General features: G+C 57.6%; 15 protein-coding genes. 7 read left to right on the top strand and 8 right to left on the bottom strand.

Features of this window, described 5'->3' with window-relative positions; genetic code table 11:
* Positions 1 to 46: 46 nt before the first annotated feature.
* Positions 47 to 1,579, bottom strand: a complete 1,533-nt coding sequence (gene glpK, locus A6F49_RS07905) for a glycerol kinase GlpK (protein WP_043057954.1) — start codon at positions 1,577 to 1,579, stop codon at positions 47 to 49.
* Between the two features lie 79 nt (positions 1,580 to 1,658).
* Here glpK and A6F49_RS07900 point away from each other — a divergent pair, with 79 nt between their 5' ends.
* A complete protein-coding gene (locus A6F49_RS07900; RefSeq protein ID WP_043057953.1) occupies positions 1,659 to 2,615 on the top strand; it encodes an alpha/beta fold hydrolase in 957 nt (318 codons plus the stop codon).
* 7 nt (positions 2,616 to 2,622) lie between these two features.
* On the opposite strand, the gene A6F49_RS07895 is transcribed toward A6F49_RS07900, so the two are convergent.
* Complete coding sequence (locus A6F49_RS07895) at positions 2,623 to 2,952, bottom strand: hypothetical protein (protein WP_043057952.1); 330 nt, start codon at positions 2,950 to 2,952, stop codon at positions 2,623 to 2,625.
* A gap of 74 nt (positions 2,953 to 3,026) precedes the next feature.
* Complete coding sequence (locus A6F49_RS07890) at positions 3,027 to 4,082, bottom strand: zinc-binding dehydrogenase (protein WP_043057951.1); 1,056 nt, start codon at positions 4,080 to 4,082, stop codon at positions 3,027 to 3,029.
* Positions 4,083 to 4,244: 162 nt separating this feature from the next.
* Between A6F49_RS07890 and A6F49_RS07885 the strand changes: the two genes are divergently transcribed.
* The 6 genes from A6F49_RS07885 (at position 4,245) to A6F49_RS07875 (ending at position 7,136) form a co-directional block, all read left to right on the top strand.
* Positions 4,245 to 5,147 (top strand): dihydrodipicolinate synthase family protein, encoded by a 903-nt coding sequence (locus tag A6F49_RS07885; protein ID WP_043057950.1) that lies wholly within the window; start codon positions 4,245 to 4,247, stop codon positions 5,145 to 5,147.
* 323 nt (positions 5,148 to 5,470) lie between these two features.
* On the top strand, positions 5,471 to 5,788 hold the full coding sequence (locus A6F49_RS18845) for a TetR/AcrR family transcriptional regulator (RefSeq protein ID WP_407643832.1): 318 nt from the start codon (positions 5,471 to 5,473) through the stop codon (positions 5,786 to 5,788).
* Positions 5,736 to 5,984 carry a hypothetical protein gene (locus A6F49_RS18195; protein WP_043057949.1) on the top strand — a complete coding sequence of 83 codons (249 nt, stop codon included), beginning with the start codon at positions 5,736 to 5,738 and terminating at the stop codon, positions 5,982 to 5,984. The genes A6F49_RS18845 and A6F49_RS18195 overlap by 53 nt, the downstream gene beginning before the upstream one ends.
* 111 nt (positions 5,985 to 6,095) lie before the next feature.
* Positions 6,096 to 6,224 carry a hypothetical protein gene (locus A6F49_RS18590; protein WP_268751183.1) on the top strand — a complete coding sequence of 43 codons (129 nt, stop codon included), beginning with the start codon at positions 6,096 to 6,098 and terminating at the stop codon, positions 6,222 to 6,224.
* 3 nt (positions 6,225 to 6,227) lie between these two features.
* Entirely contained in the window at positions 6,228 to 6,419 is a 192-nt protein-coding gene (locus tag A6F49_RS18960) for a DUF1016 N-terminal domain-containing protein (protein ID WP_327019959.1), read from the top strand.
* 111 nt (positions 6,420 to 6,530) lie between these two features.
* Complete coding sequence (locus A6F49_RS07875) at positions 6,531 to 7,136, top strand: PDDEXK nuclease domain-containing protein (RefSeq protein ID WP_327019958.1); 606 nt, start codon at positions 6,531 to 6,533, stop codon at positions 7,134 to 7,136.
* Positions 7,137 to 7,351: 215 nt separating this feature from the next.
* On the opposite strand, the gene A6F49_RS07870 is transcribed toward A6F49_RS07875, so the two are convergent.
* The 5 genes from A6F49_RS07870 to gmk form a co-directional block, all read right to left on the bottom strand.
* Entirely contained in the window at positions 7,352 to 9,436 is a 2,085-nt protein-coding gene (locus tag A6F49_RS07870; protein ID WP_052504873.1) for a primosomal protein N' family DNA-binding protein, read from the bottom strand.
* A 1-nt stretch (position 9,437) separates the two neighbouring features.
* Entirely contained in the window at positions 9,438 to 10,664 is a 1,227-nt protein-coding gene (metK, locus tag A6F49_RS07865) for a methionine adenosyltransferase (protein ID WP_082911661.1), read from the bottom strand.
* Positions 10,665 to 10,750: 86 nt separating this feature from the next.
* On the bottom strand, positions 10,751 to 11,971 hold the full coding sequence (gene coaBC, locus A6F49_RS07860) for a bifunctional phosphopantothenoylcysteine decarboxylase/phosphopantothenate--cysteine ligase CoaBC (protein ID WP_043057948.1): 1,221 nt from the start codon (positions 11,969 to 11,971) through the stop codon (positions 10,751 to 10,753).
* Positions 11,972 to 12,004: 33 nt separating this feature from the next.
* Complete coding sequence (gene rpoZ, locus A6F49_RS07855; RefSeq protein WP_043057947.1) at positions 12,005 to 12,376, bottom strand: DNA-directed RNA polymerase subunit omega; 372 nt, start codon at positions 12,374 to 12,376, stop codon at positions 12,005 to 12,007.
* A gap of 64 nt (positions 12,377 to 12,440) precedes the next feature.
* The gene (gene gmk, locus A6F49_RS07850) at positions 12,441 to 13,052 is read right to left on the bottom strand and encodes a guanylate kinase (RefSeq protein ID WP_043058022.1); all 612 of its coding nucleotides are present in this window, start codon (positions 13,050 to 13,052) and stop codon (positions 12,441 to 12,443) included.
* Positions 13,053 to 13,095: the final 43 nt, after the last annotated feature.

The following is a 13,095-nucleotide window of genomic DNA, read 5'->3' as shown; positions in this document are numbered from 1 at the left end:
TGTCTACACTCGGTCAAAAGGTCAAATCTAGTCTAAGACTAGTATTCTAACCCGGTTGTTCAACTGGCCACCCAATCGCGTGGTCAATTGCAGCGTGCCAGCCGGAGATCAATCGGGCGCGTTTATCCGGGTCAATATGTGGGCTCCAGTGGCCACCGGACTGCCACAGGGCGCGAAGCTGCTGGGTTGAGGCCCAAATGCCGGCACCCAGACCGGCTGCATAAGCAGCGCCGCGGGCGGTGGTTTCCACATCGGCGTTGCGGTGGATCTCGACGTCGAGAATGTCGGCTTGGAATTGCATCAGCTGATCGTTAATGCTCATACCGCCGTCAACATTCAGGCGGCGCAGTGTTGCTCCGGTGTCGGCTTCCACGGCCGCTACCACGTCGAGAGTTTGATACGCGGTGGCGTCCAGGGCGGCGCGGGCGATGTGGCCGGCGGTGGCATAACTGGTCAGCCCGATGATTGTTCCGGAGGCATCCGGGCGCCACCACGGTGCAAAAAGGCCCGAGAATGCCGGTACGAAGTACACTCCCCCGTGGTCTTCGACGCTATTGGCCAGGGCTTCGATATCTGCCGAGTGCTGGATAATGCCCAGCTGGTCGCGCAGCCACTGGACGACCGAACCGGCCTGGGCCACCGAACCTTCCAGCGCGTAGACGGGGTCTTGGCCCGGCAGTTGGTAGGCAACCGTGGTCAGTAATCCCGACGACGATAACACTGGTTCGTGGCCGGTGTTATACAGCAGAAAACACCCGGTGCCGTAGGTGTTCTTGGCCTCACCGGCCGAGAAGATGGTTTGACCAAAGCTTGCCGCCTGCTGGTCGCCCAGTACGCCGGTGATCGGCACCCCTGCAACGGCCAGGCCCGGGGTCACGGTGCCATAATCGTGGACCGAGGGGTGGATCTGTGGCAGGGCAGATTCCAGTATCTTGGGCTCGATGCCGAACACGCGGCCCAGCTGGTAGTCCCAGGCCCCGGTGTGGATATTCATCAGCGAGGTGCGTGAGGCGTTGGTAATGTCCGTGGCGTGCACGGTCCCACCGGTCAGGTTCCAAATGATCCAGGAATCAATCGTGCCAAAGCGCAGGGTGCCCGCTTGGGCTAAGCGGGCAGCGTCGTCGTTATTTGCTAATAACCAGGCCATTTTGGGCGCCGAGAAATAGGCTGACAGGTTCAGCCCGGTGGCTTGCTGCATCGCGGAGTTGTGGCCGTTTGCGATCAGGTGTTCGATGTGGGCATCGGTGCGAGCATCCTGCCACACGATCGCCCGGTGCACGGGCACCGAGGTGGTGGCATCCCAGGCGACAATGGTTTCGCGCTGGTTGGTAATTCCGATTGCAGCGATATCGGCGGCGGTCAGGTGGGCGCGGGCTAATGCGAGCGCCGACAGCTCGCGGATATTGGCCCAGATCTCGGTGGCGTCGTGTTCCACCCAGCCGGGCTGCGGGAAATACTGTTGGTGTTCGCGGGCCACGATGGTGACGGTGTTGCCCTCGGCGTCGTACAGGGCCACCCGGGTGGAGGTGGTGCCCAGATCAAGGGCCATGATGATCGTCGGTGTTGATGCTGCAACCATAAGCGTTACTTAACCACATTGCTGCGCCCTAGGTCACTCGTGCAGCGATGTCGTGTGCTGAATCTATAGACTGGTCGCTATGAGTGATGGGATTGCCGCCCGGTTGCGACCGCGGTTTTTAGTTCGTGACCGCGCCGTATTAACCGGACACGTCCAGCGGGATCCTCAGCGATTCGGGGTGACGGTCACCGACCCGGTCTCAGGGGTGCCCTTTGAGGTGGCCGTGTTCAAATACCCCGGGCCGCCTGGTGCACCGCAGTTACTGGCGGTGCATGGGTTCCGCGGCGATCACCACGGGCTGGAGCTGATTGTCGATGGGTTGACCCCATATGAGGTCTGGGTGCCTGATCTGCCGGGGTTTGGTGTTTCGGGCGCGATGCCTGATGCCCCCCACAGCGTTGAACACTATGGGCACATCGTCAACCAGATCGCCAAGTCTATGACCTCCCCTATCCTGGTGGGCCACTCTTTTGGGTCAGTCACTGCAGCCGCCGCGGTGGCTGCCGACGCGGTGGATTACCCGCACCTGGTGTTATTGAATCCGATTGCCAAACCAGCCCTGGACGCTGGAACACCGGTGGACCGTGCCGCAACGCTGGTGACCGATGGGTTTTATCGGCTCTGTGCGGCGTTGCCGTCAGCGGTGGGGCGTCGCCTGCTGGGAAATAAGCTTATTGTGTGGGCCACCGGCGCGTTCATGACCAAAACCGATGATCCTCGCGTGTTGGCTTATACCCATGATCAGCACCAGGCATACTTCTCCGGCTTTGACTCCCCGGCAACGCTGTTGGAGGCTTATCAGGCCTCCATCACGCACACGGTGGCTGATTTCGCTGATCGCTTGTGTGTGCCGGTGACCATGATTGGTGGCGCCGACGACGAGCTGTCATCCCCGCAGGATATATCAGTCCTGGCCGAGGTGTTGGCCACCGACGACGTCGAAACGTACGTTTTGCAGCACACCGGACACCTGATGCATTACGAACGGTCGGGTGCCGTGGCAGTGTTGATGGTGTCTCGCCTGACGGATGCTTAGTAGCGGCTCACCGTTCTGGCCTTTCTTCAGAACTGTATTTATCGCGCGGGATCAACTTGGATGCTTCGTAGAGACTTTCTTGTGCTGTCGGGCGCCCCATCAGATGCTTCTGGTAGACATCCCCGGCATCCACGATCGGGCCGAAGGTCTCGCGCATGCGCCGTCCGGGTGCCGCACGGATACAGCGCACCGTGAGCCCAATAATGAACAGACAGCTCAGCACCATCCAGACGATACCGCCCAGATTCCATCCGCGCGCTATGCCCATGAGCATCACGACCAGCAATCCGGCCAGGGCTACTAGAATGCCTAGCCCGATCATGATACGGCGTCGCATAGGTCACCTCCGCAGCTTGTCTCCTAGCCTAGCTGACAGGCGATGTTGTGTAACCTGCCGGATTCTCTAGGATGTTATGGCCACGGATGTAACACGATTTTGCCTACGTGCGTCCGGCGTTCCAGCGTCTGCTGCGCTTGATGCACGTCGTCCAGCGAATAGGCAGCTGCAATCACGGGATCAACGGCACCGCTACGAGCCAGCTGCATCAATAAGTCAAAGTGTGTTGGCGTGTGCATGGAGGATCCGATGAGCTGTGCATTGTGTAAATACAGACGACGGACATCAAAGCGCACATCGTAACCGCCCAGTGCTCCCGACACGACCCACCGGCCACTTTCCTTGAGCAGCGGCAAGCCATCACGGAGCAGGTCACCGGCGACCACATCAAGTCCAATATCGATACCCTGTGGTGCCACAGCGTGGACCTGTTCGACGATGCTATACGCCCTGTCGAGGACTTCATGCGCACCGGCCTGTTGGACAGCTTTACGTTTTGAACCACTGCTGATGGCCAATACGCGAGCACCGCGAGCGCGAGCCAGTTGCACCAGCCCCAGTCCTACACCGCCGGAAGCGCCCGAGACTAAGACGGTCTGCCCCGCTTGTACTCTTCCACGCTCCATCATGCCCAGGGCCGTGCCGTAGGCGGTGGGCAGCGTTGCCAACTGGTCGTCGGTCAACGGGGCATCTGTCATGTCGTGGACTCGTGCGGTTGGTGCGGTGACATATTGGGCATATCCGCCATCGCGCTCGCTACCCATCAGGCCCACAGGGTTGGCATCTGGGCTGGCAGTGTCATAGATTGCCGGATCAATGACCACTCTGGCGCCGATGAGCTGTTCATCTTGAGCGCTACCGACTGCAACCACCCGTCCGGCGACGTCGGCGCCTTGAATGCGTGGGAAGGTTATGGGTCCCCGCCAGCCTGACAAGGCGTTGGGATTCTCGGGGCTACCGTATGCACCTTGTCTGGTCCACAGGTCGGTATTATTCAATGCGGCAGAACGAACTTCGATGAGGACCTCGCCGGGCTGTACGGATGGCACGTCGACGTCTTTGACCTCGAGGACTTCGTACCCGCCGTGGTCGTGGATCACGGCTGCTCGCATCGTTGTCGGAATCCTCATGGAACCCCCAGTGATCGCTCTTCAGATTAGTCAGCCCAACGATACGCCATGGCATGGCAGATCAAAACCTCGCAACCCCATGGCAAACGGCTACAGGTGCCTATGTAGACGGTAGATTGAGTCGACAGAACTTCTCAGGCCTGACCCCACGAGGAAATCCACATGTCATTATTTACTGGTCTCAGCGCATTCCCACTCACCCCACTAGCAGATTACGAGATCCACGAGGCTGCTTTTGTCGGCTTGATACAGCGATTATCTACAGCAGGCGTCGATTCCATCACCGTCCTTGGATCCACTGGCTCCTACGCCTATCTGACTGCCCATGAACGTGATCGCATCGCGCACTTAGCAGTCGAACACGCAGGAACCACACCGGTGTTCGTTGGCATTGGGGCGCTTCGGACATCGCAGATCCTTACGAATATTGACAGCGCACAACGTGCCGGAGTCGCTGGCTTGCTCTTGGCTCCGATGACCTACCAGCCACTGACCGAACACGATGTCTTGGAGCTCTTTGACACGGTGACACAACATACCGATTCGCCCATCATCGTCTACGACAATCCTGGGACCACGCATTTCACGTTCAGCACCGAGCTCTACGCACGTATCGCAGCGTTGCCGGGCATCGCATCACTCAGGATCCCTGGAGTACCAGCCGAACCGGCGAAAGCACGCGAGCATGTCACCGCGATACGAGCCATCATTCCTGATCACGTCACCATTGGGGTGTCAGGCGACGCGTTTGCAGCCAATGGTCTCACTGCGGGCTGTGATGCATGGTATTCAGTGATTGGCGGGACGCTACCCGATCTCGCACTGGCCATCACAAGAGCCATACAACAACACCGAAACGACGACGCGCTGCAAGAAGCTCAACGCCTGACCCCGTTATGGAACCTATTTACAGGATTCGGTGGAAGCCTGCGCGTGACCGCAGCAATCGCCGAATACCTGGGTCTGGTGCCGTACCAGAGTTTGCCATTGCCGATCCAAGGCCTGTCGCACAGTCAACGAGCACGCGTCGCTGAAGTTGTTGACGCACTTGAACTATCTAGATAAACAGCTGCCATCCCAGCACGTCAGACGCATCCGTACCTACCGACTGTCGGCCCCTTCTAACGCATCTGCAGATCACTAGATGTACGCTGTCTTCTGCGAGCGCTGTCACCACCCCACGATGCACCAAGGCGACTGTCCCCCTCACTACCTGGCCACATATTTGCCCAACAACTCATCAGAGTTGGAGAAAAATATCACATTTTTCTTGTCGACTCTGACCTCTCGTGCCGGATTTGGTCATACGGTTAGAACCTTCTAATAAAGCTCCGACATTCACTGAATCAGTTCGACGATCATAGATCATTGGCTGTGCCATCGACACGTTGTCGGAGGTGGGTTACTCGGGGGCTTCACTAGCAGAAATCGCACGCCGAGCCCAAGTGAGCAAAGGTGTCGTGCTCTATTACTTCGATGGCAAAGACGATTTACTGCAACACGTGGTCCTCGATGTCTACACTCGTGCAGGATCAGCCATTGAAACACGGCTATCCGTGGCGCCTACAGTTAGTGCCAAGGTGGCCGGCTACGTGGAGGCGAATCTGCAATTTGTTCGCACCCACACCGCTGAGGTCCGCCGTTGTAGAAATCGTGACAAATGCCCCGCGGCCAGATGGTGGTCGGAAATTTGCCCCGAAGGATAAAGATCGGGTTCTGGCGTACTTCGAAGAGCTGTTACCCGACGGGCAATCCTCCGGTGAGTTTGGCAGCTTTGCTACTCTGCCACTTGACCTGGTACCGATAGCCGGTGTGGGCTTGCTCATCATGATGCTCGTGCTGATGAACGAAGCTGTGAAACGCCACGGCAGACGAGCCAAGAGGGACACCTCGGGAATCTGACAGGTAGTTCGGCTGTCATGTTCCCATTGGTTCATGGTGGCGCGGCCATTACCCAGACCGGTACTACGACATACGCGCATGGACGATAAGGCCAGGCTGGAGAATAAGAACATGGCTTCTGCAGATCTTGCTCTTCCCAACGACTACCGCCAGACTCTTGAAGCGCTCAAACAGCGTGTACACCAAGCCCAGCTCCAGGCTCGGCGCACAATTAATACCGAACTGATCCAACTGTATTGATCCATCGGCAAAGAGATTCTGCAGCGGCAAGAAGCACAGGGCTGGGGCAGCAAAGTCATCGCACGGCTCGCCGAAGACCTACGGGCCGAGTTCCCTGATATGCGGGGCTTCTCGCCTCGCAACCTTCAATACATGACCACTTTTGCGCGGCATTGGAACGTGGAACAAATTGCGCCACAGCCTGTGGCGCAATGACCCTGGGGCCACATTCGGACCCTGTTAGACAAGCCTTTAAGCCATGAAGCACGGCGGTGGTATGCGGCTGCAGCCGTGGAATACGGGTGGTCACGCAATGTGTTGCTGAACATGATCAAAAACAATACGATCGAGTGCACCGGTGCCGCGCCGTCGAATTTCCCTCAACGCCTACCCGCTGCCGAATCCGAGCTGACACAGCAAGTGGCCAAAGACCCATATGCTTTCGAGTTTCTGGGTTTGTCTGGCGAAGTCGCCGAACGGGATGTCGAACAAGCGCTGACCGATCGAATCGTTGAGACTTTGCGTGAGCTGGGACCTGGTTTTGCGTTCGTAGGACGCCAAGTCCACATCGAAGTCGGTGGGGACGACTACTACATCGATTTGTTGTTCTTTCATGTCGAACAGCTGCGCTACTTCGTCATCGAACTCAAAACCGGCAAATTCCAGCCCGAATATGCGGGCAAGCTGAATTTCTATGTAGCAGTCGTCGATGATCAGCTCAAACGCGAAGCACATAACCAGACGGTTGGCATCCTCATCTGCGGCAGCAAAAACGACCACAGCGTCCGCTATGCCCTCAGCCGGTCAGACTCGCCCATGGCAGTGGCAACCTACACCTATGAGTCCTTACCAACGGATGAGAAAAAAGGTTTACCGGGTGAGGATGAACTCTCGGCAGCGTTCGATCAGATTGAAAATACCGAAGACTCCTGAAAACCCCTGTGACCTTGGTTGCGCTTCACATCGCCTGGAGCATGTCGATATGGGCCAAATCGACAATATTGGGCGGTTCATCAAGAAGAGGGAATTCATTGGACAGGTCGACGATCTAGTGTGACTGGTCAGCGCTGCATCCCACGGCGCAGTCCTCTGTTGAGAAGCCAGAGCGCTCGGCCTGAGGCTTATGAGCGCCCCGTTCCACCAATGGCTTACAGCACATCGGTGGGATCTATGCGCAAGCGCACGGAGGTTGTCTCCCCGCGCGCCGAAAGTTGTGCACGAGTCGTTTTTAGTGCTCCCACGACCTGTTCTGCGACATGATCCGGGAAGAATAACAGCGCTCGATGCGTAGCTTCATCCACCGGCACCGGCCCGATCCACGGAGACTCTTCCGATTGGTACGGCAGCGGAGTATTCCGAATCGTTTTCTGTACCTCATGGGATGGTCCGATCAACTCGGCCACACGCATGGCAGGAGGTAGACCCAATTGTTGACGTTGTGCCAGTTGACGGGTGGCCCAGGCAATGGGATTCATTTGAACAAGTGCTGCCACGGCGTCGTCATATTCTGCTGTCACGACGACGGTGCCACCTTGGGTGGAAGGCCGCACTAACGTTGCGGCTCGCATCCAGTGGCCAAGCACCTGCTCTGGGACATTGAGTCCTTCTCGCTGGAGTTGTGCATCGCCGTCGAGCAGGAGTGCTGCGGCATAACCGTCGGTGGCGACCGGTTCGGCACCTGGGGTGGCAATAACAATGGCCGGCTGCTCCCCCACGGTGACAAGCATGTGGTCAGCCGAGGATGACATCACAGGTGTCATGGGAAAAGCGCGCCCCAATTCATCCGCAGTACGGCGTACGCCGCGAGCTCCGGCACGCAGCTGTCGACCACCGCAGTTGGTGCAGGCAAAATGGCGTTCTTTGATGCCGCACCAACGGCAGGTCGCCTCGTGGCGTTCGACGGCAAACCGATCGGTGAATCCAAGTGGGCCAGTGCAGTGTCGACACCGGGCTGATTCACCGCAGTTGGTACAGAATAGTCCGGGGATAAAGCCTGCGCGAGCGACTTGTACTAGGACGGGTCCGGGGCGTCCGTGTTTGCCATCGAGGGCTTCACGGGCTGTTTGGTGCGCCAGGTGTGGGATGCGGGCGATCTGGGCCAGTGGGTCGCGCTCGGCATGAAATGAGTCAGCAGTAGCCACGACCCTGGGCGCAAGAGCTTTGCGTGTTGGTCGATCCGCACCGATTTGTTGGAGTTGTCCGTTGGCAACCAGGTGTTGAATTTCCAGCGCTCGTGAGGTGGAGGCCAGCACCAGCCGAGCTCCGTGTTGGGACGCGCGGAACCGTGCCACGGTGTGGACATGGAAATACGGCGTGCGCGGTTCAATGAGATGCTCGCTGGTGGGCTCCCACACCACGATCGCGTCGATGTGTTCCAGGGGGGCCCAGATGGCCGAGCGGGTACCGATCACTACTCGGTGTTGGCCGGTCAGGATTTTCAAAAACGACCGGTAGCGGGCGGTATTGCCCTGTTCGCCGCTGAGCATGACAAAAGCACGCGACCCGATCCGATCCTCAAGGTGACGTTGCAGCCTGGAGAGGTGTTTATGGTCTGGTACGACAATGAGCGTGTTTTGTTGGCTGGCGGCCAGTCGATGTGCGGCATCAGCAAGGACACCCATCGCATCCCAGCTCCCATGAGCGCTGGGTAGCGTGAGTGCATAGTGGCCGTGGTGTTCTGGGGTGAAGAGTTGTTCGGCACCGTCGAGTAGATCCCACCGGAAATCTGGTGCACCGCTATCGGTGAGCGGTGCTTCTTTGGCTTCGGGGATGGGCGGCGGTGCCGGGATGCTGTGATCTGCTATTTGCTCTGCGATTTCGCGTTCCACCCCGGCGACACGACGAGGCACCACGACGCGCAACACATCGGCGGTAATGGATCCATAGTGTTGCGCGATCTGTTGTGCCAGCTCAAACACCTTGGCTTCGAGTACGGGCAGTGCGGAGACAACCGTTTTGATGGTCGTCAGACGCGCTGCGGTCTCAATGGTGTCGGTGCGCCGGATGAGCCACCCGAAGAGCTGCTGGTGCCCAAACCGGACTTTTACTCGAACCCCAGGTTGGGCTGCAGCATCGAGTTCTTTGGGGATCAGGTAGTCGAAGTGCCGGTCCAGATGCAGTACCGGTGCTTCGAGCAGGATTTTGGCTACCGGTTGTTTTGGCCACCCATCAGGTGCCGGCGGTAGGGTCGCCCGGTGTTCCGGTAGGTCGAATAAAGCATCTGTTTGTGGCACATCACCAGCCTACCGCGGCACGCAACTGATCGACTTTGTCGGTGCGTTCCCAGGTGAAATCTGGCAGTTCGCGACCGAAGTGACCGTTGGCGGCGGTGGCTTGGTAGATGGGGCGCAGCAACTGGAGGTCTTGGACGATGGCTGCTGGGCGCAGGTCAAAGACTTCGTTGATGGCGTTGACGATTTGTTCGTGGCTGACTTTTTCGGTGCCGAAAGTATCCACGTACAGGCCAACTGGACGGGCCTTGCCGATCGCGTAGGCGACCTGGACTTCAGCGCGGGCGGCTAAACCTGCTGCAACGATGTTCTTAGCAACCCAGCGGGTGGCATATGCGGCCGAGCGGTCAACCTTCGATGGGTCTTTACCCGAGAAGGCACCACCACCGTGGCGAGCCATGCCACCGTAGGTGTCAACGATGATCTTCCGGCCGGTCAGGCCAGCGTCACCAACTGGTCCACCGATAACAAATGGACCGGAGGGGTTAATGATGAATTCAGCGTTGTCAGAATTCAGACCAAAATTGACCAGCACAGGTCTGATAACATGTTCGATCACATCGGCGTGGAGCTGTTCCTGAGAAACATCGGCTAGGTGTTGGGTGGATAAGACCACGGTTTCAACGGACTGTGGCACGTGGTGTTCATCGTAGCCAATGGTGACCTGAGTTTTGCCATCTGGCAACAGGTATGGCATCGGTGAGTTGTCCTGTTGACGCACGGTGGTAAGGCGTTCGGACAGCCGGTGGGCCAGGTAGATCGGGGCGGGCATGAGTGCCGGGGTTTCATTGGAGGCATAGCCGAACATGATGCCTTGGTCGCCGGCACCTTGTTTGTCGATTTCATCGACGGAGCCGTCACGGGCTTCCAGCGATGTGGAGACACCGTGGTGAATGTCGGATGACTGCTGTCCGATAGAAATGTTGACACCGCAGGTGGCACCGTCAAAGCCGTTAGCTGAGGAATTGTAGCCGATGTCCAAGATGGTCTGGCGCACGATATCTGGGATTTCAACGTATGCGGAAGTATTGACCTCCCCGGCGACCTGGACCAGTCCGGTAGTCACCAGGGTCTCGACTGCAACCTTGGCGTTGGAGTCTTGCGCGATGATGGCATCAAGCACCGCATCGGAGATCTGGTCACAAATTTTATCGGGGTGGCCGGCGGTCACGGATTCAGAGGTAAATAACCGAAGTTGGCCGTCGCCGATGCCCTCGTAGGGCTCATACATGGAAGAAGTATCTTTAGCAGTCACAGTATGAGAGTTTACCCCCTCAGACAGCCTCGACAAGGCTACAGTTCACGGATCGTAAAACTCTATGCCAATGCGACAGCAAGCTGTTCAATAATCGCTTCGGCCACCACATCTTTGCTGCCTTGAACGGAGAGCTCTTCGCGTCCGTTGGCAAACAGTATGGTGACGTCGTTGTCGTTTTGGCCAAAGACTTTGCCAACACCGACTTCATTGACGACCAGTATTTCGCAACCCTTGCGTTGCAGCTTGGCACGCCCGTATTCCAGTGGGCTGGTCGTCTCGTCGCCGGTTTCAGCAGCAAATCCTACGATGACTCGTGGCAGCGGTTGACCTGCGGCACGTTGTTCTACGCTGGTACGTAAGACATCTTCGGTTTGTTCAAGAACAATCGTTGGAGCCGAAGCGTCGTCTTGTTTTTTAATCTTCTCGTTGGTGGCACTGGCCGGTCGGAAATCAGCAACAGCCGCCGCCATAATCAGAGCATCCTGATGTTGAGCATGTTCCAGTACGGCGTCCAGCAACTCCCGCGTGGACTCAATACGCACGACGGTGATATTGGGGTGAGTCGGCGCCTGGACATCCATGGCCCCGGCAATCAGCGTGACCTGTGCACCCTGTGCAGCAGCAGCCTTTGCCAGTGCTACACCTTGTTTACCGGAGGACCGATTCCCCAAATACCGCACGGGGTCAAGCGCTTCGCGGGTCCCGCCGGCACTGATCACAACTGATCTGCCAGCAAGTTGGTCCCCGGTCTGAGCTTGGGCAACGATCTGTTGTGTCTGGGCCCAAATGTCTTCGGGATCAGGAAAGCGTCCCTTGCCGGTATCAACGCCGGTCAGACGCCCAACGGCTGGTTCTATAACGTGCACACCGCGCGAGCGCAGTGTCGCCACGTTGGCTTTAGTGGCAGGATTTTCCCACATTTCGGTGTGCATGGCCGGAGCCATGACAACCGGAACTGTGGCCGTCAGCAGGATATTGCCCAGGAGATCTTCAGCTAGACCTGCGGCAGCTTTGGCGATTGAATTGGCTGTTGCTGGCGCAAGCACGACTACATCGGCTCTACGTCCCTGCAGCACGTGGTTGACGTCTTCGACGGCTTCGAACGTATCGTTGTACACCGGTTGGCCCGATAGGGCCTCCCAAGTAGGCTTGCCAACGAATTTCAGGGCCGAATCGGTGGGGACCACGTGGACCTCATGGCCGTCTTCGGTCATAAGTCGCAGTAGGAGTGCAGCCTTATATGCGGCGATACCGCCGGTAACGCCTAGTACAATCCGCATGGATCCCCTCTTCAAGCCTCTGGGTATGTGGTGTTAGTCCTCGGAGCCGGCTGCAGGTTCTTCTGGCAGTGCGAAGGGATCGTCTTCGTTGGCTGGCAATTCGAAGGTTGGGAATTCTTCGGCCAGTTCATCAGCGGCTGCAGCACGGACTTCTTCAACCGGCTTCATTTCTAGCAGCCCGTCATCGATTTCACGTAGTGCAATCGACAGGGGCTTTTCGTTGAGCTCGGTGTCCACGAGTGGGCCAACGTATTCGAAGAGCCCTTCATGCAGCTGGGAGTAGTAGGCGTTGATCTGGCGGGCGCGCTGTGCAGCGAAAAGCACCAGAGCGTATTTGGAGTCAACCTTGTCGATGAGCTCATCGAGCGATGGGTTGACGATACCTTCAATTTTTTGTTCAGTCACTGACTCTCCAATAAATTTCTCCGGAGCGACCGGAGATTGTGGATGTATTTGTTTTTTGCCGCGGCTACTGCTGCGGTGTAGTCAATTGCATGACTTCTACCAGCCTGGCAGATGCTTGTCCAACTGTATCGTTGACAATCACGGCGTCAAATTCTGGTTCTGCAGCAAGTTCTAGTTTAGCGGTTTCTAATCTGCGCTGCTGTTCCTCGGCTGATTCGGTGCCGCGTCCAACGAGGCGGCGCACTAATTCTTCCCAGCTGGGTGGTGCCAGAAACACGAAAGTAGCTTCTGGCAGGGTCTGTCGCACTTGGCGAGCCCCCTGTAGATCGATTTCCAACAGGACGTGTTGTCCTTTTGCTAAGGCATTTTCGACCATGGAACGGGGCGTGCCGTATTTATTCTGGCCGTGGACTTGTGCCCATTCCAACATCTTGCCTTGTTCAACGAGTTCGTCAAATTGTTGATGGGACACAAATGAGTAGTGCACACCATCAATTTCACCGGGACGCGGCTCCCGGGTGGTAGCTGACACGGAAAGACAGACCTGTGGGTAGTGCTCCCGGATGTATTGACTCACGGTGCCTTTGCCGACGGCGGTTGGACCGGCTAACACGGTTACGGCAGGTCGTGTTCCTGCGTGTTCAGGACGCAAGGTCAAATCTCGGGGCCCGGGAATGACCGGTGGCGTCTGATCAGGCAAGATGTTCCTCGTGGTGTTT

The sequence above is a fragment of the Enteractinococcus helveticum genome (assembly GCF_001657475.1).
In the GTDB taxonomy this organism is placed as follows: domain Bacteria; phylum Actinomycetota; class Actinomycetes; order Actinomycetales; family Micrococcaceae; genus Yaniella; species Yaniella helvetica.
This window is presented reverse-complemented; position numbering and strand designations above follow the sequence as displayed.

Bases quoted from the DNA above. Each gene is read 5' to 3' on its own strand.
- glpK (WP_043057954.1), bottom strand. From the start codon at position 1,579: ATGGTTGCAGCATCAACACCGACGATCATCATGGCCCTTGATCTGGGC.
- A6F49_RS07900 (WP_043057953.1), top strand. From the start codon at position 1,659: ATGAGTGATGGGATTGCCGCCCGGTTGCGACCGCGGTTTTTAGTTCGT.
- A6F49_RS07895 (WP_043057952.1), bottom strand. From the start codon at position 2,952: ATGCGACGCCGTATCATGATCGGGCTAGGCATTCTAGTAGCCCTGGCC.
- A6F49_RS07890 (WP_043057951.1), bottom strand. From the start codon at position 4,082: ATGAGGATTCCGACAACGATGCGAGCAGCCGTGATCCACGACCACGGC.
- A6F49_RS07885 (WP_043057950.1), top strand. From the start codon at position 4,245: ATGTCATTATTTACTGGTCTCAGCGCATTCCCACTCACCCCACTAGCA.
- A6F49_RS18590 (WP_268751183.1), top strand. From the start codon at position 6,096: ATGGCTTCTGCAGATCTTGCTCTTCCCAACGACTACCGCCAGACTCTT.
- A6F49_RS07875 (WP_327019958.1), top strand. From the start codon at position 6,531: ATGATCAAAAACAATACGATCGAGTGCACCGGTGCCGCGCCGTCGAAT.
- metK (WP_082911661.1), bottom strand. From the start codon at position 10,664: ATGTATGAGCCCTACGAGGGCATCGGCGACGGCCAACTTCGGTTATTT.
- coaBC (WP_043057948.1), bottom strand. From the start codon at position 11,971: ATGCGGATTGTACTAGGCGTTACCGGCGGTATCGCCGCATATAAGGCT.